Source organism: Clostridium sp. (genome assembly GCF_022482905.1).
GTDB lineage: Bacteria > Bacillota > Clostridia > Clostridiales > Clostridiaceae > Clostridium_B.
Genome location: NZ_JAKVOI010000001.1, coordinates 2,962,843 through 2,988,529 on the forward strand (window position 1 = coordinate 2,962,843; position 25,687 = coordinate 2,988,529).

General features: G+C 33.9%; 27 protein-coding genes, 3 tRNA genes and 3 rRNA genes. 2 read left to right on the forward strand and 31 right to left on the reverse strand.

From position 1 onward, the window contains the following. Positions 1–12: 12 nt before the first annotated feature. The 18 genes from LKE46_RS14555 to LKE46_RS14640 all read right to left on the reverse strand — a co-directional run bounded on the left by LKE46_RS14555 (position 13) and on the right by LKE46_RS14640 (position 10,988). A complete protein-coding gene (locus tag LKE46_RS14555) occupies positions 13–240 on the reverse strand; it encodes a hypothetical protein (protein ID WP_291723839.1) in 228 nt (75 codons plus the stop codon). 20 nt (positions 241–260) lie between these two features. After that, on the reverse strand, positions 261–1,904 hold the full coding sequence (locus LKE46_RS14560) for a terminase large subunit (protein WP_291723841.1): 1,644 nt from the start codon (positions 1,902–1,904) through the stop codon (positions 261–263). A 4-nt stretch (positions 1,905–1,908) separates the two neighbouring features. Then, positions 1,909–2,250, reverse strand: a complete 342-nt coding sequence (locus LKE46_RS14565; protein ID WP_291723843.1) for a hypothetical protein — start codon at positions 2,248–2,250, stop codon at positions 1,909–1,911. A gap of 117 nt (positions 2,251–2,367) precedes the next feature. Further along, positions 2,368–2,679 (reverse strand): HNH endonuclease, encoded by a 312-nt coding sequence (locus tag LKE46_RS14570; RefSeq protein WP_291723846.1) that lies wholly within the window; start codon positions 2,677–2,679, stop codon positions 2,368–2,370. Further along, positions 2,672–2,962, reverse strand: a complete 291-nt coding sequence (locus LKE46_RS14575; protein WP_291723850.1) for a head-tail connector protein — start codon at positions 2,960–2,962, stop codon at positions 2,672–2,674. Before LKE46_RS14575 ends, LKE46_RS14570 begins: the two co-directional genes overlap by 8 nt. A 139-nt stretch (positions 2,963–3,101) precedes the next feature. Then, a complete protein-coding gene (locus LKE46_RS14580; RefSeq protein ID WP_291723853.1) occupies positions 3,102–4,316 on the reverse strand; it encodes a phage major capsid protein in 1,215 nt (404 codons plus the stop codon). 1 nt (position 4,317) lies between these two features. Continuing rightward, positions 4,318–4,917, reverse strand: a complete 600-nt coding sequence (locus LKE46_RS14585) for an HK97 family phage prohead protease (protein ID WP_291723856.1) — start codon at positions 4,915–4,917, stop codon at positions 4,318–4,320. Then, entirely contained in the window at positions 4,880–6,103 is a 1,224-nt protein-coding gene (locus tag LKE46_RS14590) for a phage portal protein (RefSeq protein ID WP_291723859.1), read from the reverse strand. Before LKE46_RS14590 ends, LKE46_RS14585 begins: the two co-directional genes overlap by 38 nt. A 171-nt stretch (positions 6,104–6,274) precedes the next feature. Beyond that, the gene (locus LKE46_RS14595; RefSeq protein ID WP_291723862.1) at positions 6,275–6,547 is read right to left on the reverse strand and encodes a hypothetical protein; all 273 of its coding nucleotides are present in this window, start codon (positions 6,545–6,547) and stop codon (positions 6,275–6,277) included. A 233-nt stretch (positions 6,548–6,780) separates the two neighbouring features. Then, a complete protein-coding gene (locus LKE46_RS14600) occupies positions 6,781–7,014 on the reverse strand; it encodes a hypothetical protein (protein ID WP_217814566.1) in 234 nt (77 codons plus the stop codon). Further along, entirely contained in the window at positions 6,986–7,330 is a 345-nt protein-coding gene (locus LKE46_RS14605; RefSeq protein WP_291723869.1) for a hypothetical protein, read from the reverse strand. The genes LKE46_RS14600 and LKE46_RS14605 overlap by 29 nt, the downstream gene beginning before the upstream one ends. Positions 7,331–7,348: 18 nt before the next feature. Further along, positions 7,349–8,149, reverse strand: coding sequence for a hypothetical protein (locus LKE46_RS14610; RefSeq protein WP_291723872.1), 801 nt, complete (start codon positions 8,147–8,149; stop codon positions 7,349–7,351). Positions 8,150–8,350: 201 nt separating this feature from the next. Continuing rightward, positions 8,351–8,737 carry a hypothetical protein gene (locus LKE46_RS14615; RefSeq protein WP_291723874.1) on the reverse strand — a complete coding sequence of 129 codons (387 nt, stop codon included), beginning with the start codon at positions 8,735–8,737 and terminating at the stop codon, positions 8,351–8,353. Positions 8,738–9,042: 305 nt separating this feature from the next. Beyond that, positions 9,043–9,531, reverse strand: a complete 489-nt coding sequence (locus tag LKE46_RS14620; protein WP_291723877.1) for a hypothetical protein — start codon at positions 9,529–9,531, stop codon at positions 9,043–9,045. A 32-nt stretch (positions 9,532–9,563) separates the two neighbouring features. Continuing rightward, on the reverse strand, positions 9,564–9,776 hold the full coding sequence (locus LKE46_RS14625) for a DNA-binding protein (RefSeq protein ID WP_291723879.1): 213 nt from the start codon (positions 9,774–9,776) through the stop codon (positions 9,564–9,566). 12 nt (positions 9,777–9,788) lie between these two features. Next, positions 9,789–10,601, reverse strand: coding sequence for a Rha family transcriptional regulator (locus LKE46_RS14630; protein WP_291723882.1), 813 nt, complete (start codon positions 10,599–10,601; stop codon positions 9,789–9,791). Between the two features lie 12 nt (positions 10,602–10,613). After that, the gene (locus LKE46_RS14635; protein WP_291723885.1) at positions 10,614–10,772 is read right to left on the reverse strand and encodes a hypothetical protein; all 159 of its coding nucleotides are present in this window, start codon (positions 10,770–10,772) and stop codon (positions 10,614–10,616) included. 15 nt (positions 10,773–10,787) lie between these two features. Next, a complete protein-coding gene (locus tag LKE46_RS14640) occupies positions 10,788–10,988 on the reverse strand; it encodes a helix-turn-helix domain-containing protein (RefSeq protein WP_291723887.1) in 201 nt (66 codons plus the stop codon). A 142-nt stretch (positions 10,989–11,130) separates the two neighbouring features. On the opposite strand from LKE46_RS14640, the gene LKE46_RS14645 reads away from it, so the two are divergent. Further along, positions 11,131–11,982: a helix-turn-helix domain-containing protein gene (locus LKE46_RS14645; RefSeq protein WP_291723890.1), complete on the forward strand. Its 852-nt coding sequence runs from the start codon at positions 11,131–11,133 to the stop codon at positions 11,980–11,982. Between the two features lie 514 nt (positions 11,983–12,496). Continuing rightward, complete coding sequence (locus LKE46_RS14650) at positions 12,497–13,672, forward strand: tyrosine-type recombinase/integrase (protein WP_291723893.1); 1,176 nt, start codon at positions 12,497–12,499, stop codon at positions 13,670–13,672. Positions 13,673–13,765: 93 nt separating this feature from the next. Here the strand turns inward: LKE46_RS14650 and LKE46_RS14655 are convergent. The 13 genes from LKE46_RS14655 to LKE46_RS14710 form a co-directional block, all read right to left on the reverse strand. Next, a tRNA-Arg gene (locus tag LKE46_RS14655) sits at positions 13,766–13,842 on the reverse strand. 109 nt (positions 13,843–13,951) lie between these two features. Beyond that, positions 13,952–14,089, reverse strand: a complete 138-nt coding sequence (locus tag LKE46_RS17800; protein WP_434735220.1) for a DUF6954 family protein — start codon at positions 14,087–14,089, stop codon at positions 13,952–13,954. Positions 14,090–14,131: 42 nt separating this feature from the next. After that, positions 14,132–14,365 (reverse strand): DUF1667 domain-containing protein, encoded by a 234-nt coding sequence (locus LKE46_RS14660; RefSeq protein ID WP_291723896.1) that lies wholly within the window; start codon positions 14,363–14,365, stop codon positions 14,132–14,134. Between the two features lie 18 nt (positions 14,366–14,383). Beyond that, a complete protein-coding gene (locus LKE46_RS14665) occupies positions 14,384–15,772 on the reverse strand; it encodes an NAD(P)/FAD-dependent oxidoreductase (RefSeq protein WP_291723899.1) in 1,389 nt (462 codons plus the stop codon). 161 nt (positions 15,773–15,933) lie between these two features. Next, entirely contained in the window at positions 15,934–18,669 is a 2,736-nt protein-coding gene (locus tag LKE46_RS14670; RefSeq protein ID WP_291723902.1) for a UPF0182 family protein, read from the reverse strand. A gap of 27 nt (positions 18,670–18,696) precedes the next feature. Then, entirely contained in the window at positions 18,697–19,212 is a 516-nt protein-coding gene (locus tag LKE46_RS14675) for a transcription repressor NadR (protein ID WP_291723905.1), read from the reverse strand. A gap of 105 nt (positions 19,213–19,317) precedes the next feature. Next, positions 19,318–19,821, reverse strand: coding sequence for an HDIG domain-containing metalloprotein (locus LKE46_RS14680; protein WP_291723908.1), 504 nt, complete (start codon positions 19,819–19,821; stop codon positions 19,318–19,320). Positions 19,822–19,915: 94 nt separating this feature from the next. Further along, a tRNA-Ala gene (locus LKE46_RS14685) sits at positions 19,916–19,991 on the reverse strand. Between the two features lie 3 nt (positions 19,992–19,994). Beyond that, positions 19,995–20,071, reverse strand: a tRNA-Ile gene (locus LKE46_RS14690). 9 nt (positions 20,072–20,080) lie between these two features. Beyond that, a 5S ribosomal RNA gene (rrf, locus tag LKE46_RS14695) occupies positions 20,081–20,197 on the reverse strand. A 63-nt stretch (positions 20,198–20,260) separates the two neighbouring features. Beyond that, the gene (locus LKE46_RS14700; RefSeq protein WP_291722585.1) at positions 20,261–20,425 is read right to left on the reverse strand and encodes a hypothetical protein; all 165 of its coding nucleotides are present in this window, start codon (positions 20,423–20,425) and stop codon (positions 20,261–20,263) included. Then, positions 20,418–23,304 (reverse strand): 23S ribosomal RNA (locus LKE46_RS14705). The genes LKE46_RS14700 and LKE46_RS14705 overlap by 8 nt, the downstream gene beginning before the upstream one ends. Positions 23,305–23,764: 460 nt before the next feature. Further along, a 16S ribosomal RNA gene (locus LKE46_RS14710) occupies positions 23,765–25,274 on the reverse strand. Together the 16S, 23S and 5S rRNA genes with 2 tRNA genes alongside form the textbook arrangement of a ribosomal RNA operon. Positions 25,275–25,687 lie beyond the last annotated feature (413 nt).

The following is a 25,687-nucleotide window of genomic DNA, read 5'->3' on the forward strand; positions in this document are numbered from 1 at the left end:
AGCATGCACCTTTTAACGATGTTTATTTAAGTAATCAATTATATCTTTTCTAAAATCAGTTAACATATAAAACATATTTCTACATATATTATCCAATTCATATCCATTTACAGGTCTTTTTTCAGATATAATTTCATCCGTTATATCATGTGCATCTTCTGAAAATTTATTTAACGCCAGCTCCAATTTTTCATCTAAACTTCTTAAATCATTCTTTTTATCTAAATTTTTAATATCCATTTTTATTCCTCCAATATTTATTATTCTATCGCTCTCAAGAATTCCTCATAATGCTCAAATAGTCCTGTATAAGCATCTAACATTGAGGCCATACCATCTATTCTCATTTTAGCAGCTTGATTTTTTATAGGAACTATATTACCATTTCTATCTGTCTGAACCCCTGTATTAGTCAGACACCATTTTAGCATTGGATTATTATTATAATTTATTTTCTTAGCCTGTAAATCAGCACCCATCATCTGCATTGGCAATGATAAAGTCTTTGCACCCTGGATACATCTTTCCATCTTAAAACCATTGTTTTTCATTTCTTCAACCCAGTATTTAGCTGAATAAGAATCGTAATATATCCACAATGGAGTTATTTCTTTATCGTTTAGCATTTCAAGGAACCATGCTGTAACATCTCTATAATCAATACTATTTCCTTCACATAGTCTCAACAAACCACGTTGAAGCCATTTATCATATGGTATTTTGTCATGCTGTACTCTTTCATTAAAGCTTTCTTTAGGAAGCCAATACATCTGAGTTACATATCTTTTTTGAGTTTCTGCATCCATCATCAATAATGTTGCTGCTGTTAAATCTGTAGTAATTGATAAATCTGCCCCACCTATAGCATAACAATTATGAAATTTACTTATATCAAATATTTCTTCATTATTTATAGCATCAAAAGTAAGCCATGCAGTAGATACGGTACATCTTATATTAAAATCTTTAGTAAGTATTCCAGATACATCTTTTGGATTATTCTTTGCTCTATCAACCTTAATCTCCAAATCATTAACTTTTTTAATACTTCCTAATCCCGGATTTGATTTTATCCAACATTCTGGATTTGTCCATTCTTCTTTCTTGTCAAGTTCATAAAGTATAGGTAAAAATGTATCATCTGGAAAATTACCATCAACTACATTGCAAGCATACTCGTATATATCATCAAATATATTCTCTCTTAATGTTCCTGCTGTAGTTATCATAATTAATAAGGGCTCACGTCTTGCACTCTGTGATTGCTTCATAACCTCATATAAATTTCTATCTTTAATTGAGTGTAATTCATCTATAATAACACAGTGGCTATTTAATCCATCTAGTGTATCTGAATTTTTTCCCAATGCCTGAAACTTGGACATTGTAGCAGGAAAATATAAATCTGTTTTACGTTTTTTTAAGTGTTTGGATAAATAGGGACTTTGCTTCACCATATTAAGAGTTTCATCAAAACATATCTTGGCTTGATCCTTCTTACTTGCACAAGAATATACCTCTGCTCCTGCTTCACCATCTGCAATAAGCATATATAATGCTATGGCTGATAACATTACAGTCTTACCGTTTTTTCTGGCCACATAAAACATAGCTTCACGGTAACGCCTTAGTCCTGTATCCTTATCAACAAACCCGAATAGAGCTGATATGAAAGCTTTTTGAAATAATTCTAATAGAACTGGCTTTCCTGCCCATTCGCCTTTGCTGTGTTTACAAAATCTTTCTATAAATTCTATAGGTCTGTTGGCTTTATCTTTATCAAAGATATATTTATCTGGATGCTTGATATCATGTATAAGCTTTTTATACTGCTTTTCTACTCTCTTAGATACAACATACTTACCTGATTTAATTCCTTTATAATATTCTTCTATATAATTCATATAATCACTTCTTTATAAAATCTAGTAATTCATCGTCTGTCTTGCCATCATCTTTAGGTAATAAACTCACTACTTGCTTATATACAAGAGCGTATCTTTGAATAGTGGTATTATAACCTTTCAATGCTGGGCTTTCCCTCAAGAACTCCTGTTTGCCTTGTTTAAACATTGCTGTAGGTCCTACCTCGTCAACTTCATTTTTTAATGTTCCTAGTGTTCTTTCCATAAACTCAAGTTCTTTAAATAATGGTTCTGCAACTGCTTTCTTTTCTTTTGGTAATTTTCTCAATATTGTTCTAAGTTTTTTCATATCTGTAGATATATCTATAACTTTTGTTTTTTCCATAAAACTTCACCTTTCTTTTATATGGTATTCAATAACTCTTTGTAAAGTTTCCCACCCTTCATATAAATACTACGGGAGGGGTTAAGAAAGCTCCCCCATGTGGTCTTAGCCACAACGTTACTTTTTTGGCTTATGGGGGGACTTTATAAGATCTCCATTTTCATCAAATTTTGTTTCTTTTGTGGTTATTTGATGGTTTCTATTGTGTATCTGGTCATGACAATCTATACATAGGGCTTCTAAGTTATCCCAGTTTAATGTTATTTCTGGATTATTTATATTTCCTGGATTTATGAACTTTTTATGATGAACTATTGTTGCAGGCCCTCCACATCTCTCACACAAGTAATATTTACTCTCCATATAACCCTTTCTACACTTAACCCATTCCTTACTATGATAAAATGCTCTACTAAATTCCCTAGCCATTTCCCATACTTCTTCCTATTGCCTCTAATGCAGTCAATAATGAATCTATTGCATTTCTTAACTTATCTATATCCCTATCCATTGGATCAAACCACAATATCAATATAAATTGTGCTGCTGTCTTTGCCATTGGATGTATTGTATCATCATCTACCCATGTCCTGCCTGTTGTTGCTTCTAGGTATGGTGGTATAGCATCTATCAATGCCTTTATCTCTATATCTAGTTCATCACCATCAACCCTCAATATGTTATGTGCTTCATCCATTGTAAGTATATCCATATATACATCACCTCTTATAGTAAAAGGTGTAGCACTAAATATTGTACTACACCAACTGTTAAGCCTCTATAAAAGCTACTGCCATTCAAGTGTTATACTCTTATCTGTTACAGAAGTAGCCTTTAATCCTTGAGGCACGTTAGGGTGTTACTGTCTTTGATAGTTTAAGAAATGCTTCTGGTACTATTGGCTTACAGTCAGCTATTGCTAACGCTCTATAATCTATAAGTCCAGACTTAAAGCTTGACTCCCTGCTTACTTCTAGCAATATACCCTCTGGTATGTTATATCCCATATAACTAAAGTCACCCAACAATATAGTATCATCTGGTATATTATCATCTACTATTATTGGTTTCCCTAAAATAAATCCTATCTGCTGTTGTTGTGGATCTGCTATAAATAAAGGTCTCTTATTATTATCAGTCAAGCTATATATAAGATTGTATAGACTAGCATTGTTCATAACAAACTTTGCATTAGCACCATATCCTCTTTTTAACATTCCCAGCATCTTAGTAAAATCTGTATATGCTGGCTTATCTGCATATGTGAAACTATTACTTCCATCCCATGTAATACCTGTAAGTAATCCTGTCCCTTGTCCTGAGCCTGTCCCATTTACAAGAGCATCATTTAATGTATCCATTACACAATTATTAAGTTCTGTTTCAAGATAACTTTCAAAGGCTTCTAATGTCATTTTATTTGATACTGCTGACATACTGAATATTTTGATTATTTCATATGCTGAAAAACTAACTGATGCAGTATCTACAGTTTCACTCTCAACATTTGCACCTTCTACATGCCAGCTTGCCTTCGAACTTGGTGTTCCCACTGGTACTTTTAAATTACTTGGTATATTGAAGTTTCTACAAGCTGATATTAAACCGCCCTGTTTACGTGCCTTTTCAATTATTTCATTTAATGTCTGTGTTGGTAATACCGCAGCACTATTTGTCATTGTTGAGAAACTATCTGCTCTTTTTTCCATTTTTGCCTTGTTATATATATTTTTTTCAGTTTCAGTTAACTTCTGACCTAACATTGACTTGAAGAAGGCACTTCTATATTCTTTTGCTTTAAATAAATCTGATCCTTCTGGAATTACTATCCCTTTATTAAAGTTCATTCCTGTTATAGGATTAAATCCTTTATTTGATTTACTTCTTTTTTCAATAATGTTTTCTTTGGCCTGCTTTAATCCATCAAGTTCAATGTTTAATGCTTCTATATTAGCACTTGGATCACTATCTATTAATTTTCCTATTTCTGATGCTCTTGTTTCAATTTCCTTGATTTCTTTAGTTCTATAATAATTAAATGCTTCCTGTACTGTTTTAAATTTCATTTTACATACCTCTTTTCAATATTTGATTTACTTTATTCTTTAACTGTGAACCTAAAATTTTATTTACTTTTGCTTTCGCCTTTTGAGCTTGTATATTTCTTTTACACATATATCCTGACCTTGCTTCAACACTTGTTTCTGCATATGCTGGAAATGGTGTAACGCTTACCTCATACAACTTTTCAATTTTATTTATTGTCCTTGTATTAGTTTCAGCATCATATTCATCTCCTCCGTTTGGAACCTGAAAGGCAAAACTCATACCTTTTATATCTCCCCTAGAAACACTTGAATATATTTCCTTTCCCGTTGGTGTATCTGAAAGTATAGCCCTCATCTCTATACCTACATCAGTTTTAATCAAATTCATCGTTTGTGGACTTCGTGCTAATGGAATTGAATTCACATCATGGTTATACAACAAAGGGATATCTCTTAAAAGCTCATTATTTATTGCATCTCTTTTAATAATCTCTGTGTAACTACCATATTTACTATTTATTACTGTTGGTTTATCAAATACTATTGGAATACCTATAAGTGTATTATTCTTGTCCTGTGTCCTATCGGTTCGTATCTCCGCCATTCTTATTTCCTTCAATATTCTTACCTCCCATCTGATATTTATTTACAATATTTGTGTCAGCAACATTCAAAGTCTGTAATCTCTTGTCACCATCTTCAATTCCAGGTAAGTTCAATATTTCAAGTGCCTGATTTATTGTAAGTAGCCCCAATGGCATCAATTCCTTAAGTGCTGTTATTTTAGTTGTATTTGATGTAAATTGAAGTTTATCACTTTCAAGTAATATTGAGTTTCCAAAGGCCTGTTCCCGTTGTGTGAATAACTTCCCTGTAAGTTCTAAGCTCATTTGAGTTGATAGAGGTTCTATTGTGCTTTCATAAAATGCTGACCACTCATCCTCTGTATATGTGCAATTTATAATACTTTCGCTTACACCTAGATATCCATATATTCTATTTTTAATTGCATCAAGCTGTTGTCCATTTATAAATGCAGGTTTGTTTTCTATTGGCTGGTAGTCCATTTTAGTATCTAGTGCAGCAATACCACCATTATTCTCAATGCTTAAATAGTCTTTTATAAAATCTTCTTTTGCTTCTTTCAATTTTTCACCAGATAGAACTTGATTATATTTCAACAATCCACGTATTTGTGCTGAATTCTTGATTGAATTCTCCATACCCTGGTTTTGAGTATGTGCCAAATCCAAAGTAGGCATTATTGCCCTGTTATCATCACCTAGCAAATCATTTGAATTATAAAACCGTCTTAATAATATTACTTGACTGTATTCAATTATAAATTGCCTACCTTTTGAAAATAAGAACTTACAATATACTGTACCTGTTGTATCCGTCATGAATTCCACACTTAATGGTGATAGTGGATATATGCCATCAAGGTTACCTTTATCATCTAATGATAGATATGCAAATGAATTGTTAAATAAAAAGTATCTTGTTGCCATTTTATATAAAAAATCATAGGTACTCATATATGGATTAGGTCTTGTTTGTAATATATAGTTTAAAGATGAATCACCATCTTTTCGTTGCCCTGCCTGTGTTACAACATGACTTGGAACTAGCTTTGCAAAGTTTTTTGCTATAGCGTCAACTGCACTTCTATATAGATCATTTGCATAAGCATCTCCTGAAAATGGTGTAAAAATCACAGGACTTCCACTCATAACGTCTATTCTCTGTATGTTTTTATCTGCTGGACTTTTATTTCTATGAAATAACTTATCTAATAAGTTCATATGTTCTCCTTTCATAATCTAAAAAAGGCACAAGAAATCCGATAGCCCAATTTTGGACTTTCAAAACTTCCCGTGCCTTTTACAGCTTCCACATTATAAAATGTAGGGTACTCTACTATATTTATCTATAATAATATTATACTATATCACTAATACAATAGCAACCCTCCCCTATAATATTTTCATAGTTTCTTCTGTAATTTCCTTTATTTTATAAATAAAACTTTTTAATCTAATATTCTCCATGATTGCTTTTTCAAGCTCTTTCTTATATCTTTCCCTTTCCTGACGCTTACCCAATATAACACCATAGTTAAAACATGATGTAGCTACTGTGAAACTATCTGTATTTTTAAATCTTTTCTTACAATACTTTCTTATGTCATTAATATACTCCATTGGTATATTTTGATGTTCTAATGCCTTTTCATCAACTTTATTCATAATATCAATCTCTCCTTATCTATGATTATATAATTTTTTCCATTGGTGTAACTCATGTAGGTTAGGCTTTTTATGGTGCATCCTGCAATAATCCATATAAGCTATAAATACTGGTACTGACACAATATCACCTCTTGACTTTCTATCTCTTGGAAGTTAAACTATAAATATATCTGTTTATTGTTAATATTCTGTACTCGATTTAAATAGCTTAGATTCTTCAGGGAAAGTTTTTAGTTTTTTACTCGAAGGTTCACGTAAATTCGTTTATGTGAGCCTTTTCCATTTACTTTTGATGCACTTAGTACAGTAAATCCTTTTTTAAGAGCATTAATAATACTTTCTCTTTCTAACTCAGGTGCAATGCCTGGCAAATCTACTCTAATTCTAAAATATCTAGCCTTTTTAATATATTTCATTACACTATTTGATAGCCTTTCAGCTTCTGACTTTGATAAAATTTCCACCTGCTTGTACCTCCTTATTATTTTTTAAAAGATCATCTAATTGTTTTAAAAATGATAGATTTGTTAGACCAGCTATTACACCTTTTTTAAAGAAATACTCTCTATAAGCAACTATTATGTTATCTTGAGCAGTAATTAAATCATCAATCAAACTATATGCTTCTTGTGAAATCTTATCTTTTAAGACATTTAAAATGAACTCAGTAAGTAAATTAGCTTCTTTGACCTCTTTAGAATTCTCCAACTCTTGTATCTCTTCAAAATCAGCAATACAATCTAATTTAAATCTTATAAGTTTATCAATAACTTTATCCATTATTTTCAACTCCTCCTATCAAATTCCCCATTGTCCTTTTAGTCTATTTATAAATTTCATCATATCGGCATCACCGTTATTTATATCCGGATGAAACTTCAATGCCAATACTTTATATATTTTTTTAAACTTAGCTTTTTCATCTTTTGTGTAGGTACTATGTCCAATATCAAAGTAACTACTATCATTATTACTTTTGTAGTTACTCTTAAAATTTTCATAGTAACTACTGTAATATTCTTGCCTGGTTTTATATTCTTCATGGAGCTGATTTAAGTATTCTTCATTCCTCAGAATTCCAAACACATCATAACAATAATCATAGGTGTCTTGTCCATATTTTGCTTCAAACTTTCCTTTAGCTGTAAAGTACTTTGACAATATTTTATTATTTTTTACTTTGGTTTTATATTCTTCTGTCTGCTCATACTCTTCAGTAATCTTTGAAATTATAGGATCTAATTTCTTATATACTATGTCATATATATCATCAGCACTAACTCCTGTCTCTTCTGAAACTCTATCTATTTTACCGCCAGCACAGTCATATAAAGACCAATCCAATAAATCATAATATCCCATGGTACATAATACCCGTTGTTTTTTGTTAACTTTGCCATTTTTCCTATAGCTTTTATGAATACTTATCTTAAATGCTTCCTTATGATTTCTAACAAAATGTCCAGTACATTTATAACCATAATGTATATTAGGTTTATTGTCTCCAATACCCCAGTTATACTCTGTTACCTCAATTTTTTTTGACTCTCCAAGTGAATTACACTTTTTATTAAAAACTTTCTGTATTACACAATACAATCATTCTCACCACCCTAATATAAATGTGGTTACTATATAATTTCACGGAGTAACTACAAACTATATATCTAATGTGCCTTTAGCAAATCTTACATTTATTTACTCCTTTCCTTTTGGTGTATCTATTATTTAAGGTCTACACCGTAAAATTGACGGGTTAGGTCAAAGTAGGAATGCTTTCGGTATATCTTTATTTAAGTCCTACACATTACCATGTTTAGTCCTTTTCTTCTCAAGTTCAAGTTCTACAGATGCATCTTTAAACTCTAATGCAAACTTAGTAGTCGAAATATTATTACTATTCCAATTATTGAAAGCCTGTGTCAGCTCCTTATTGCTTATAGATATATCACTCTGTAAAATACACTTTTCTTTTATAAACTGCCATATAGGGTCACTATTCTCTTTCAATTGTCTAGCCTTCTTTTCCCAGTAACGCTCTACATACTGTTTTACCCTATCTTTGTTTTCAGACCTCCATTTATTCTTATAGTCTCTGAGCTGCTGTCTATGTGTCTCTCGATATTTTCTATCATAGTTTCTCTTATATTCCCGTCTTGCTTTTTTAGCTTCTTTACTTAAAGCCATATTTCCACTCTCCTTTATCTAATATAATTCTTAAATATAGTAAGTAGTTGGTCAGTTACTCATACAAGTTCTATAATAAAGGTGCTATTTTAAAAACACTGGTATGGTAATAATTAATAGGTGTGTAATTCTGTCCCTAGCAGTAAACTTTTGGTAAATAGCTTATAAGTATTGATATTGCTAGTTTACAGTACAAAATCAGTATGTGTAATTTTGTCCCTAGCTCACAAATTTTAAGTTATTTTTATAGCCCAGTATGTGTAATTCTGTCCCATACTAGTGTGTGTAATTTTGTCCCTATGTTTCTATTTTCTTAGCTCTTCAGTCAGGTCTATAATTTTATTATGTTTATTAGGTTTAAGACTAAAATTCATATTACCTTTTCTAGTATTTTTAGCGGGTACATACAACTTAATAAATTCATCTAAGCTAAGATTACCTGTCCAGTTTCTCCATATATCAGTAGGTTTGAGACATACAGTAGGCTTAAATTCACTCATATACATATATCCAACAACTTTAATAAATCCATGATATATCAAGTCATCTAGTGCCCGTAAATAGGTTTTAGGGTTTATATGTACTTTTTTAAGTTCATTTCTATAAAAGAATACATAATCATCATCCATATTCATTTTTGCTATTAGTTGTAAATATACATCTTTACTGCTATCCTTTAGTGCATACCATGCCTGGCTAGTTATAAGACTTATATATATACCTGCATTTCTAGGATGCTGTTCTCCTGCATATTGATATGACCGTAAATAAGGACTTTTCCTTTTCCTGCTCATGTACATCACCTACTGACTGAAAATTCTGTATTTTATATTTGCTTCCCAATTAAACTCTCCATGAATTCATCAACTTTGCTACGAATAAATAATATCTTGCGACCATTGAATATTACAGGTGCCCCCTTTTTGTGAGCCAGGTTATACGCCGCCGACTTTCCTAACTCATATTCAGCTCTAAACTCGTCAATATCCATCACCTTCTTAGGGCTTGGCTTGCTCTGTAAAACCTTGTATTCCTCCATTGCAATTCCCCCTTACACCGATACTACATTTTTATTTTCCCTAAGATTAAACATTTTCTGTTCTAACTCTTTTATATCGCCCTCATACAACACGCAAGCTATTTCAAATAATTCGGGTATCATATCCAACACTTTATCAACGTAATCAAGCTTGTACTTTAATTTTGGCTTTTCATCAGCTTCAACATAATTTTTATATCTTTTCTTAACATCTATGCCATATTTATCTTTAAATTCTCCATATAATAAATTCCATCTTGCTTCAATCTGTGTACCATCAGAACAGCCATACCTTACAGCCTTATTTACAAGCTTTCTTTTACTCGCCAGTGGTATATCCTTTGTTAATCCGTCAATTATACTTTGTTTATGGGTATTTTCAATTTGTAGCTTTTCACTTCGCTCATATTCATCAGCATATAATCTTAAAGCTTCTGGATAAGTCGGTATCTTATATTGATTTTGCTCCATTTCATAAAATCTTTTTATATACGTTGCTGTAAATTCTGTTCCTTTAGTTCCATTCAGCTTATGGGCTATAAAATCACATCCCATTTTAGATATTTCATAACATGGTTGTCCTTTATTCTGAGAATTAACATAAGTACTCTCAACAAAGTAATCGTCAGGTTTTATAGGAGTGCTCACTTTTGAGCCGTCCTCATTTTTTGAGTTAGCCTTTAAAATTTCTTTATTGGCTTCTCCCATCTGTTTTATATAAGTATCAATATCTCTTAAAAGGTTCTTATGACTTTTCCCTACCATTTTCGCTACTTCTAGGCTGTCCAATGTTTCAGGCTTATTTTTATCTATTGGTTTGTCCATATATCACACCTCCTATTTGTTTAACAGCCTGTTTCGTTGCTTCAATAGCTTATCAAGTGCCATCCGATGTATTGCCTTATCTTTTGGATTGTCCTTTGGTAACACTGCTTTCAGTGCTTTTATAGAACGATTTACTTTTTTCAAATCATCTGGTGGTATAAATTCCAGCATTCTTATTCCTCCTCACTATTTAAAATCAACAATCTGTTCTACATCAACATTTAAAGCCTTAGCAAGCTTGCCTATTGTATCCGGTCTTGCACAAGCTTTATTATTTAAAATTCTTGATACTGTTGCTTTTGCTAGTTTCGATTTTTCAGCTAACTCAGTTACAGACATTCCTTGCTTTATTCTAATTAAATTAATTTTTTTGACATTAGATTCCATCTTATTTCACTCCTTATGTACCTATCTGGTACTTTTATTATAGCGTACCTATTCGGTACTTTCAATAGCTTTTTATAAATTTTTACGAAAAATGTTCCATTAGGGTACTTAATGTGATATTATCTTTAGAGAGGTGGTGGTTATGGAATCTATTTTTTCTAAAAGATTAAAAGAAGTAAGATTAAAAAATAATCTTACTCAACAGAAATTAGCCAATTTAGTAAATGAAGAACTTGAATCTTGTAATATGTCCGATAAAAAAGTATCTAGAGTTTCAATAACAAGATATGAAAATGGTACTCGTACCCCAGATTACGATACATTATGTATTATTTCACAGGTATTAGAAACTGACCTTGAATATTTATTAGGTAAAAGTAATAAAAAATATTATGTAGCAGCTAATGAAGAATTAAATAGTCTTATGGGAAAAATTACTGATGTTATCGAAGAAGATGATAAAAAAACAAATGACTTATTATGGAATATAACTTATACTTTTGAAAAACTAATAGATTATGGCATAGAGAATAACGCTTTAACTAATATTAGAAATATTTTTGATGCAATTGAAAGAATTGTAAATATGTCTATTAATGAAAATAAATCTAACATCGTAAAAGATGCTTATATAATGTTAATGTTATATGCTAAATATGTTTTTTACAATATAAATCCAGATTATTTGAAAAAGTTGATAGATAGATCTAAAAAGCATGAAGAATTTATAATTAAAAGTATATCACATGAGAAATATAGAAAAGATCATATAGAATTAGAAAATGAATTATTAAAAGAAAATCCTATATTAAAAAAAGTATTAGAAAATAATTCTGAATTTGGAGACACTTATGAAGAAAGATGTGCCAATCTAAAAAAAGAATTAGAAAATGATAAAAAAGAACAAATTAGATTAAAAAAACTTATACCATACATTGCTGAAGAACAAAAACTTATTTATAAATTACTTCATCATGATGAGCAGCATGAATAGTATTCCTATTGTACGAAATTCGTACTTCTGAGCCTGGGATTTCCCACCGTCAAATACAAGATACCTCGTTCAGTTTGAACTAGGTCATTATTTATTACTGACAACCAAATGGTGGTGGTTAATTGATTTAAAATCGACAAACCTAATAAATTACAAAATATATCAATAAGTATACCTCACTTTGAGGGGTACTGAACTCACTTTTGAGCTTAATATTAAGTTTTCTCATTTCAAATGAGTAAACCTAAATTTTCCATAAGGGTTACATTTGAAATGATACCCTACGACTCCGATATTATCGCATTCGTACTTAAAGACGAATCGAATAACTAGGGCTTTAAAAGTTCTGGCTATAAGTTTCTTGGAAAAATCCAATAAACTAGGTTTTACACAAATAAGTGATAAACTAACTGTACTACGTTTCCGCAGTATAACAAAATTATAGAAAGAGAGGACAAGGAAATTTTTCCCCGACCTCATACCAAAAAATTATGGAATGAAAGGAAGTGATACTATGGCAAATAAAACTAATTGTATACGTAACGGTAAAAAATATTATAGACTTCGTGTTGATCTAGGTAGAGATTCCAATGGAAAACGTATTAGAAAAACATTCTATGGTCAAAGTAAAAAAGATGCTGAGAATAAGCTAGAAAAATATAAGAATGGACTTAATAGTGGATTAACTAATGATTATGATAAACTCACCTTAGGTAATGTATGTAAATTGTGGCTATTTGAAAAGGTAAAAAATACCGTCAAGCCTAGCACTTTTGAAAGATATGAGGGCATTTACAGGCTTTATATTGAACCTTCACCATTATACCCTATAAAATTGAAAGACCTTAAATCACTAGATATACAGCGATATTACAATGATTTATTTAACTCTGGTAAAAGCAGCAGTGTAATCAAAAACTTGAATAAACTACTCAAGTCTTTTTTTAATTACTGTATTGATGAAGGATACATTGTAAGAAATTACTGTATAGGAAAATCTATAACTATACCTGAAAGCAGCTCCGTAAATGAAAATAAAAAAGATGATATAACTGTATTTACATTAGATGAACAAAACCAATTTATAAATGCAATACAAAATCATAGATTAAAAGCTTTATTTCTCCTGGATCTAGGAACTGGACTTCGTGAAGGTGAAATAATAGGTTTAAAATGGAATGATATAGACTTTAAGAATTGTACTGTATCAATAAAACGTGCTATAAAGGGTGTTACCCTTATTGAAGGGAATAAAAGACAATACCATCTTATAGAGCAAACTCCTAAAACTAAAAATAGTATCAGAACTATTCCTTTCCCTGAAAATTTAGTACCAATATTAAAAAAACATAAATTACAGCAAAAAGAAGAGCAAATCAAATCAGGATCAGCTTATACAAAGAATGATTATATATTCTGCACTGAATTAGGTTTGCCTATAGATCCACGTAATTTAAGACGTTCTTATGAAAGAGTATTAAAAAAATACAATATACCATATAAAAAATTTCATAGCCTGAGACATACTTTTGCTACACGTCTATTTGAAAATGGTGTACCTTTAAAAACAGTTCAAATGTTACTTGGCCATAGCAATATAAACATTACTGCTAATATCTACACTCATGTCATGCCTCCTGAAAAATTTAAAGCAATTGATAAGATAAACTCTATCTTTGATATGAAATAAGTGCTTATTGAAAACTTTGGGGACAAAATGGGGACAATTATCTAAAATCAAGCAAAATAATAACCGCTGAAACTTAGTGTTTTCAACGGTTCGTGGTGCGCCAGAGAGGATTCGAACCCCCGGCACGCTGGTTCGTAGCCAACTGCTCTATCCAACTGAGCTACTAGCGCATATTAAGTTATTTTTACCAACATTAATTATATATTATATAAATTACATAGTCAAATTATTTTAATGATTTGGATACATAAATTATTTTTTATACAGTATCACAAAGTTCTATCTAATACGTTTAATTAAAAATTTAAAAACTATTGTTAAAAGCACAAATATTATTAATACAACTATAAATGTAATAGTTCTCTCTTTAAATGATCCATCAGCTAAAATTACTGGACCAATACCAAAAAAAAACAGCTAAAATATAAAGTATAACAAAACTTATATACAATAAATATTTCATAAATTTATAGTTTTAGTAGAAATTATATCCACCTTTGTATTAAGTATGTTCTTACAAATTATATCCCCTATGTTTATAGGTATCCCTATATGAAGTCTACTTAATGCTTTAGAACATTCTATCCATAAATCTTTATTTATAGGCTTAGTACTTTTAACAGGAACTACATTACAATTGGCTCCTTTTATCCTTACAATGCTCGTAAATATATCATGTTTATCATTATCCATATTCTATTCCTCCCGACGTTAAATTTGATCAAACTCTTTTATTCTGCTTAATATTATTTTTGAATTTCTAGAATCTTTAACTATATCTGTTATATTTTTATTAGTTTCTCTCGCCAATATAGAACATATCTTATATAAACATTGCGATCCTAGACAATTTCCAGAAGTAGCTCCCGTTCTCCTTTTTATACCTTCTATAGTACGTGCACCGAGGGGTCTTCTGATTGAATCTATAATTTCACCTTCACTTACTTTCTGACAATAACATACTATTTTGCCATATTTTTTATTTAGTTTTATTAATTGATTTCTTTCCTCATTTGACATATCTTTAAATCTATAGAATTCTCTTCTCCTGTCTATAAAATCTTTTTTGGGAACACAATTTAAATTATTAACTATAGTTTCACAAACTATCCTTGCAATTGCTGGAGACATGGTTATTTGTCCCCAGTTTTTTTCAATAACTTTTATATATCCCTTATCTATCAAACTATCATCTATAATAAGATCATCATTATAATATTTGGATTTGTAGAATATACTTATTTTATTTTTGTCTATATTTCCAAAATACTTTTCTATTATTTTTAATCCTTCAGTATAATCTATATCACTATTTGTACTTATTTCCACCATTAATGAATCATTATCAACTGAAATAATATATATTCTCTGACCTTTTTCCCCTCTTCTAACTAAAATATTATGATATTTATTTCTTATATTTTCTATTAAGAAATAATTTATATATCCTACTTTTCTTTCTCTATTAATTCTATTATCTATATTATATCTGTTCCGTGGAATAGTATTTAATACCATACTACATGTAAACTTATTTTTATTTGTTACAACTTTAAATCCTTTAGACATAAATTGTATATCCAATACTTCCTCTTCAAGCTTAAAATTAACTCCATTATCAAATGCAACTTCACCATAAGATATAGCAAGATCATAAGGCGATATAATACCTACATTTTTAGAATATACAGCTCTTTTCTCTTTTATATTCAAATTAGGTTCAAGTGCTGAAACTTGTTTTTGATCAAGTATATGTATATTTTTTATTCCTCTTTCCAACGCTCTATCATATATTTTTATTAATTCTTGTTCATCTTTTTCATTGTCTGAAACTATAAGATAACCTTTTCTTGTAAAATTTATATTGAACTTAGGAGCAATTTCTCTTATAATGCTGTTCCCCATAGATTCAAGTCTTGACAACAGATTAGTTCCACATTCAATTCCATCATATACCACACATGGATTTATAAGAGCTACATCATCTGCTATATCATAATCCTTCTCTATTAAAGCTATATTTAAATTATACTTTGAAAGCTCATAGGCAACCGCACATCCTATTATACCTCCACCTAATATAAGTACATCGTAGTCCATAGCATAACATTCCTTTCAAAGAAATAAGCATAATTCTATCTTAAATTGCCAATGCAACACCTATATTATAGTACCTTTTACTAGCTAATCATAGATATATTTACAATTTTTCATAACTTAAAAAGCTGCCTTAAATTTCATAGACAGCTTTTTAAATTACACTATTTACTCAGTTCATCTATTAGCTTTCCAAGTTGGTTTATATAGTCACCATATTTAGACCAATCTCCATTTTTTTGTGAATCCAAAGCTTTGTTGTACAAGTCTTTTGCTTCTTTTAATTTTAAGGATTTATCACTTGTATTTTTTACATCTGATTCATTAGAATCTGAATTGTTCTGATTATCTTCCTGATTAATATCAAATATTTCTGATATTGCTGTATCAATATTTTGAGATAATAGTATTTTGTCACCATAGGAAACTATTACTCTTTTCATTTCAGGTATACTATCTTTCCCACTCGCCCTTAAATATACAGGCTCTATATATAAAAGAGAAGTATCTATTGGAACTATTATAGTATCACCAAACTGTACTTTAGAACCATCCTTATTCCAGAGAGATAATTCCTGTGATATTGTAGTATCTTGATTTAATCTCTGTTTAAACAAGTAAGGGCTATAAACAGTCTTTTCAGGTGGAAATTTATATAATACCATCTTTCCATAATTATCTCCATCCATTCTAGCTCCAAACAAAGCTGCCATATTATCTTTATTTCTCATGTTCAAATATTGAAGTAAAATCATCTCTTCTTTTTTCTCACCTGGAAGTTTCATTACAACATATGGAGATTCCATGGAATCTTTATTCCCATTAACTTGTTTTTGATTTTTAGCAATTTCCCATACATCTTCACCGTTATAAAATACACTTGGATCAGTAACATGGTATTTCCCAATAACATCACATTGTATGTTGAACATATCTTCTGGATATTTAAAATGCTTTTTTATATCAGGAGATAAACTGCTCAAATCTTTAAATAACCCAGGAAATATTTTAGAGTAACTTTGAGCTATAGGGTCATTTTTATCCATCATATAAAAATTTGTACTTCCATCAAAGGCATTCACAACTACTTTAAATGAATTTCTTATATAATTTATTCCATTACCCTGCGGCTGTGAATATGGATATCTATCAGAAACAGTATATCCATCTAATATCCAGTATAATTTCCCACCACTCATAACTATATAAGGATCTGAATCATAACTTAAAAATGGTGCTATTTTTTTAACTCTATCTTTGATATCTCTATTTATTAATATCCTACTCTGGCTGTCTATATCTCTTGAAAGTAGAAAATTTATACTCTTTTGGTTTAATGAGAACAATATTCTATTTAGAAAATTCATTTTTATTCCAGCATTGCCTTCATACTTATTAGTGGCATTATCACTACCTTTTGGATAATCAAATTCATTTATTTTAGTATTTACTACAGCATAATCATCAGTACTCTCTCCAAAATATATTCTTGGATTATCAAGTTTTATATCTGTAGAATTTTGAGGAGGCATATCCTTTATAACAAAATTAGGCTGACCTGATGAAGTAACAGAATTAACTTTGTTCATTACCAATCCATATCCATGTGTATAAATAAGATGTTTATTCTGCCATGTATTAGGATCTATAGAATTACTATTTATTTCCCTGGCACCTAAAAAAACCTGTGTGAACTTTCCATTTATATCATATCTATCTATATCTATATTATTAAAATTATAATAGTATCTTATGATTTGAACTTGATTGTAAAACTCAAGTGTTGGATCATATGAATTTACTCTTATATTATTTATGGTATCCATATTATTTTTTATATCATCTTTTGTCAGAGTATCTTTAACAGGAAAAAATTTAGAATCCGCATTTTCAATATTAAATGCTTTTCGTGTATAATCAATATTACGTTTTATATAAGGCTGCTCCAAAGTTTTCTGATTTGATTTAACTATAAAATTCTGAAATACAACAGAAGATATATTTTCAATAATAACTAAAGCTACAATAATCGATATGGATATTACAATAGGCTTAATTTTTAATTTGACTACGCTCACGAATATTACAATTGCAGAAATTATTGATACTACACATATAATTTTATAAAAAAGAAAACTTATATGTATATCTGTATAACCGGCTCCAAAAGTTACTCCTCTAGTACTGTAAACAAGATTTACTGACTTTAAAAAATATCCTATGGACACACATATCATTAGAAGTGCGGCTAAAACAGCTAATTGCTTTCCAGCAAATCTTGTAATGCCACTTCTAATGTCATAATCACTAAATCTATTTTTAAAATTCCTTTTAAATCCTTTTTGGGAAACAAATCTATCATTAAGACTTAGACCCATATAAATGAAGAAAGTTAAAATTCCAAGAAAAATAAGCAAACTTACTAAAGCACTGTATATTGATTGTATAAGTGGTAATCTAAATATATAAAATGATATATCTAAATGTAAAATTGGATCCTTTATGTTAAAAGGAACTGAATGTGTAAATTGCAAAATTCTATACCAATAAATGGATGAAAAAAAATAAGAAATAAAAAGAGAAACTATAATATTGAAAACTATAACTATTCTTTTCTGAATAATATCCTTATTCTTATTTACCTCAATAACTTTTTTATATTTCATTATACTTAATCTTATACTCTTGTAATAAAACCATATACATAAAAAACATATTATAAAAGACGGTATCATTAATTTTAATGTAGCTTTTATTTGTGTAAAGTAAATAGACAAATACCCTACTTCTTTAAACCACTCAATATTTATTATGAAATTTACAATTCTATCTAAAAATGCTGTAACTAATGCCAAAACTGCAAATATAATTATAAAGCTTGTAATTCCTTTTCTTTTCATAGATAATCACCTCTTTTAAATTTTATTTTAGTTGGAAATTAAATAATTTTTCTTTTTCAACTCTCTCCTTATATTATCTATAATAAAAGAATTTTCTGCAGAAATAGTATGAAGATGTATTCCTCCTGTCAATACTAAAAGAGGTTCTGATTTTGTCTCTCTAACCTTAGAAATAAAATTTTTAACATCATATATGGATTTTATCATAAGCATTCCCTTAATTTCACCATATATAGAATGTTCTATTATAACATCTTCAACAACTCCACCAAATTTAACTATAGTTGTCAATTCATCTTCCATTTCATCTGATTTATGTAAAACTGCAATTACCTGCTTGATTCTGTTGTGTTCACTTTTAGGAATTAAATATCCTTCTGGTGTTGCTATAATATCCTTACCCTCCGCCCTCAAAATAGCTATATCTTTAACTATAACCTGTCTTGTAACTCCAAGTTTTTCTGCTAAAACATGTCCCTTTTGAGGTTTATTATTACTTTTCAATATATTTTCTATATGTGTCCTTCTTTCTTCAGAATTCATAATTGCCTCCATTATCATATTTATAATTATATCATAAAGCTCAAAAAATTCCTTGTAAATTTACCATAAATTTACCACAAATCTTTTTTACAATTAGAATTTTATTTAATTATTATTATCACAATACTTAAGTATATCAAGATCGCTATTATGGTATGTATTTTTATTATCATGATTCTTTACCAGATAAATTAAATATTTATCGCAACCAATTTTGTTCAATAAATCAGCACCTAATGTAGCATGATGATAATATATTCCTATTTTAGAAATCTTAGATACATTACAGATTTTTTCCATTTTACCTCTTGTTAGCTTGTCTAGTAGAACCAATATAGATTTATCAATAATATTCAGTCTTTTATATATCTTACCTATATCATGCAAAAGTGCAGCTTTTATAAGTAACCCGGAATTTATATTTCTTTCAATGCACATTTTTTCTACACTATAAGCAACTTTAACAGAATGTTTTTGTTCGGAAATTGATAATCTATTAAATAACTTTAATTCTTTATCATTTAAAATATGATTTAAAAAAAACAAATCATATTCATCTAAATTAGAACTTAAATTCCAGTAAAACTGTTTTAATCTATAAAAAAACACTTTTACCCCTCTTTTTATATTTTATTTTGAACTTATTATATCATAATATAAAGATAATTTAAAAAGCGACTAACAATTTTATTGTTAGTCGCTTTGGTGGAGATAAAGAGATTCGAACTCTTGACCCTCTGCGTGCAAGGCAGATGCTCTCCCAGCTGAGCTATACCCCCATATGGTGGACCTTCAGGGACTCGAACCCCAGACCTACCGGTTATGAGCCGGTTGCTCTAACCAACTGAGCTAAAGATCCTAATTTAAAACCCGGCAGCAACCTACCCTGCCACAGGGCTTCCCCTGCAGTACTCTCGGCACAATGAAGCTTAACCATCCTGTTCGGAATGGGAAGGGGTGTTACCTTCACGTCATAACCACCAGATATTTGACATAAATCATTATCAGCTTCATATCTCTGCGTCAAAGTTCTCACTGCGGTGCTCATTTACGTAAGTAAATTCCGCTCCTCCTTCAAGCTTTTCCTTGATCTATTCGCTGCTAATAATTTATTTACTGTAAACTCTACAGCAAATATTGAAAACATGTGTATTCCATATGGAATACTGCTCTGTTCCCTGAAAATTGCACAGTAAGATGAATGTTTGGTCAAGCCCTCGACCTATTAGTATCAGTCAGCTGAACATGTTGCCATGCTTACACCCCTGACCTATCAACCTCGTGTTCTCCGAGGGGTCTTACCAGCTTACGCTGTGGGAAATCTAATCTTGAGGTGGGCTTCACGCTTAGATGCTTTCAGCGTTTATCCCTTCCCGACATAGCTACCCAGCCATGCTCCTGGCGGAACAACTGGTACACCAGAGGTCAGTCCATCCCGGTCCTCTCGTACTAAGGACAGCTCCTCTCAAATTTCCTGCGCCCGCGACGGATAGGGACCGAACTGTCTCACGACGTTCTGAACCCAGCTCGCGTGCCGCTTTAATGGGCGAACAGCCCAACCCTTGGGACCTACTTCAGCCCCAGGATGCGACGAGCCGACATCGAGGTGCCAAACCTCCCCGTCGATGTGAACTCTTGGGGGAGATCAGCCTGTTATCCCCGAGGTAGCTTTTATCCGTTGAGCGATGGCCCTCCCACGAGGTACCACCGGATCACTAAGCCCGACTTTCGTCCCTGCTCCACCTGTATGTGTCGCAGTCAGGCTCCCTTCTGCCTTTGCACTCTTCGAAGGATTTCCGACCCTTCTGAGGGAACCTTTGGGCGCCTCCGTTACTTTTTAGGAGGCGACCGCCCCAGTCAAACTGCCTGCCTAACAATGTCCCGTGACCAGTTTCATGGCCGCCGGTTAGAATTCCAGTACTGTCAGGGTGGTATCCCAACGTTGGCTCCGCCAGGGCTGGCGCCCCGGTTTCCATGCCTCCCACCTATCCTGTACAGACAATACCGAAACTCAATGCTAAACTGCAGTAAAGCTCTACGGGGTCTTTCCGTCCAATCGCGGGTAGCAAGCATCTTCACTTGCACTACAATTTCGCCGGATTTGTTGTCGAGACAGTGCTCAAATCATTACGCCATTCGTGCGGGTCGGAACTTACCCGACAAGGAATTTCGCTACCTTAGGACCGTTATAGTTACGGCCGCCGTTTACTGGGGCTTAAGTTCATACCTTCGCTTGCGCTTAGTATTCCCCTTAACCTTCCAGCACCGGGCAGGCGTCAGCCCCTATACTTCAGCTTTCGCTTTAGCAGAGACCTGTGTTTTTGATAAACAGTTGCTTGAGCCTATTCTCTGCGGCCCCTTTCGGGGCACTCCTTATCCCTAAGTTACGGAGTTAATTTGCCTAGTTCCTTAACAACAATTCTTCCGATGGTCTTAGGATTCTCTCCTCACCTACCTGTGTCGGTTTGCGGTACGGGCACAAACTTGCTCCATAGAGACTTTTCTTGGCAGTGTGAAATCGGATACTTCTCCTTAATTGGATCCCTGTAACACCTCAGCATTAACCGGATGGGTTTTCCTCCCCGGCCTGCCTCAGTGCTTAGACACACATCCAGTAGTGTGCACATCCTATCCTTCTGCGTCATCCCTTCTGTCAAACGCCAGTTTGCGGTATCGGAATATCAACCGATTGTCCATCGCCTACGCCTTTCGGCCTCGGCTTAGGTCCCGACTAACCCTGGGCGGACGAACCTTCCCCAGGAAACCTTAGGTCTTCGACCAATAAGATTCTCACTTATTTCTCGCTACTTATGCCAGCATACTCTCTCCTGTACAGTCCACAGCTCCTTACGGTACTGCTTCTATCCGTACAGGATGCTCCTCTACCACCCTTTCGGGTCCATAGCTTCGGTGGTAAGTTTTAGCCCCGGACATCTTCGGCGCAGGATCTCTCGACTAGTGAGCTGTTACGCACTCTTTGAATGTGTGGCTGCTTCTGAGCCAACATCCTAGTTGTCTTCGAAATCCCACATCCTTTTCCACTTAACTTACACTTTGGGACCTTAGCTGATGATCTGGGCTCTTTCCCTTTTGACCGAGGATCTTATCATTCCCGGTCTGACTGCCGTGATTCAAGTATATGGCATTCGGAGTTTGATAGGGTTCAGTAACTGTTGTCAGCCCCTAGCCCATTCAGTGCTCTACCTCCACTACTCATTCACGACGCTAGCCCTAAAGCTATTTCGAGGAGAACCAGCTATCTCCGAGTTCGATTGGAATTTCTCCGCTATCCACAGCTCATCCCATGGTTTTTCAACACCAACGTGGTTCGGTCCTCCACGGAATTTTACTTCCGCTTCAACCTGGCCATGGATAGGTCACCCGGTTTCGGGTCTACTGCATGCAACTAGACGCCCTTTTAAGACTCGGTTTCCCTTCGGCTCCGCACCTTAAGTGCTTAACCTTGCTGCATACCGTAACTCGCTGGCTCGTTCTACAAAAAGCACATCGTCGCACGTTAAAGTGCTTCGATCGGTTGTGGACACACGGTTTCAGGTTCTCTTTCACTCCCCTTCCGGGGTTCTTTTCACCTTTCCCTCACGGTACTTCTTCTCTATCGGTCACCAGGTAGTATTTAGCCTTAGGAGGTGGTCCTCCCTCTTTCCCACAAGGTTTCTCGTGTCTCGTGGTACTCTGGTACAGACTGGAACTTTTTCAGCTTTCACCTACAGGGCTTTTACCTTCTATGGCGGAGCCTTCCAGCTCTCTTCACTTAACCTATTGTTCTCTCTGTCTGCCCGAACCCCAGAAACAAGTTCCTGGTTTGGGCTCTTTCCCTTTCGCTCGCCGCTACTTGGAAAATCGATTTTTCTTTCTCTTCCTCCGGGTACTTAGATGTTTCAGTTCCCCGGGTTTACCTCTATAAACCTATGAATTCAGTTTACAGTTCAGTGCTTCCACTGTGGGTTTCCCCATTCGGAAATCTTCGGTTCTCAGACTATTTGCGTCTACCCGAAGCTTATCGCAGCTTATCACGTCCTTCGTCGGCTCCTGGTGCCAAGGCATTCACCATGCGCCCTTTGTAGCTTGACCTAAAGAAAATCCATATTAGCTTCGCATTTCATCGTCAAGTCTTTCGCTGTGGTGCTCACTTACACAAGTAAGCTCCGCTCCTCGCTCAAGCCTTTCCTCGAACTGCTTGCTACTATTAATTTTCCACATATATCTACAAAGGTTATTTCATTAACCTCAGCTTTACTTTACTTTCATGAAGTCTTTCGACTTCTCTTTTTTCTTACTGTACAATTTTCAAGGAACAATTTTGAAGAATATTGAATAACCTGATCCTTCAAAATTAAACAGAATAAAAAATTGTTATTAACTTCGCATCTTTTCGTCAAAATCACTCACTCCGGTGCTCATTTACATAAGTAAACTCCACTCCTCGTTCGCGTTTTTCCTCAATCTGCTCGTTACTATCAATTTTTCAAGTTACTTGCTCAAACAAAATACCAACTTTTATGGAACAGTGTCCTGTTCCTTTTCTCCTTAGAAAGGAGGTGATCCAGCCGCAGGTTCTCCTACGGCTACCTTGTTACGACTTCACCCCAATCACTAACCCCACCTTCGGCCGCGTCCTCCTAAGTTAGACTACGGACTTCGGGTGTTGCCAGCTCTCATGGTGTGACGGGCGGTGTGTACAAGGCCCGGGAACGTATTCACCGCGACATGCTGATTCGCGATTACTAGCAACTCCAGCTTCATGCAGGCGGGTTTCAGCCTGCAATCCGAACTGAGAGCAGTTTTTGAGTTTGGCTCCTCCTCACGGTCTTGCTTCTCTCTGTTCTGCCCATTGTAGCACGTGTGTCGCCCTGGACATAAGGGGCATGATGATTTGACGTCATCCCCACCTTCCTCCGCGTTAACCGCGGCAGTCTCGTTAGAGTGCTCATCTTTCATGTTAGCAACTAACAACAAGGGTTGCGCTCGTTGCAGGACTTAACCTAACATCTCACGACACGAGCTGACGACAACCATGCACCACCTGTCTCCCTGCCCCGAAAGGCTTCGCCTGTCTCCAGGCTATTCAGGGGATGTCAAGTCCAGGTAAGGTTCTTCGCGTTGCTTCGAATTAAACCACATGCTCCGCTGCTTGTGCGGGCCCCCGTCAATTCCTTTGAGTTTTAATCTTGCGATCGTACTTCCCAGGCGGAGTACTTATTGTGTTTACTGCGGCACAGAAGGGGTCGATACCTCCTACACCTAGTACTCATCGTTTACGGCGTGGACTACCAGGGTATCTAATCCTGTTTGCTACCCACGCTTTCGTGCCTCAGCGTCAGTTACAGTCCAGAGAACCGCCTTCGCCACTGGTGTTCTTCCTAATCTCTACGCATTTCACCGCTACACTAGGAATTCCGTTCTCCTCTCCTGCACTCCAGATATCCAGTTTGAAATGCAGCTCCCAGGTTAAGCCCGGGTATTTCACATCTCACTTAAACATCCGCCTACGCACCCTTTACGCCCAGTAATTCCGGACAACGCTCGCCACCTACGTATTACCGCGGCTGCTGGCACGTAGTTAGCCGTGGCTTCCTCTTCTGGTACCGTCATTATCGTCCCAGAAGACAGAGCTTTACAATCCGAAGACCTTCATCACTCACGCGGCGTTGCTGCATCAGGCTTTCGCCCATTGTGCAATATTCCCCACTGCTGCCTCCCGTAGGAGTCTGGACCGTATCTCAGTTCCAATGTGGCCGATCACCCTCTCAGGTCGGCTACGCATCGTTGCCTTGGTAGGCTTCTACCCCACCAACTAGCTAATGCGCCGCGGGTCCATCTCAAAGCGGATTTCTCCTTTTATCCTGAATTCATGCGAATTCAGGTCTTATGCGGTATTAATCTCCCTTTCGGGAGGCTATCCCCCTCTTTGAGGCAGGTTACCCACGTGTTACTCACCCGTCCGCCGCTAAGTCTCCCCCGAAGGGGTTCCTTCGCTCGACTTGCATGTGTTAGGCACGCCGCCAGCGTTCGTCCTGAGCCAGGATCAAACTCTCAATTTAAAAGTTTGCTTGCTCATCTAAAAATTGTCATCAGCTTCGCATTACTTCGTCAAAACTTTCACTTCGGTGCTCATTTACACAAGTAAACTCCGCTCCTCCTTCAAGTTTTTCCTCGTCCTGCTCGCTCCTGCCAATTTTGGCATGTTACAAATTGTAACATACTGGTTCGATTTCTTAATTACTGCATCTCTGCAGCTCAAAAAAATTGCTGGTTTATTTCTTCAAGTTTTCACTTGTTTCTATTCTGTTTAATTTTCAAGGATCATGTCTCTTCTTTGCTGTCGCAATTCCTGCGACTTTTATATAATATCACCATATAAGATTACTGTCAATACTTTATAATAAATTTTTTTACTTTATTTTAGAAATAAAAAATAGATATTGCAGTGAAAGTAGTTACTCTACTGCAATAT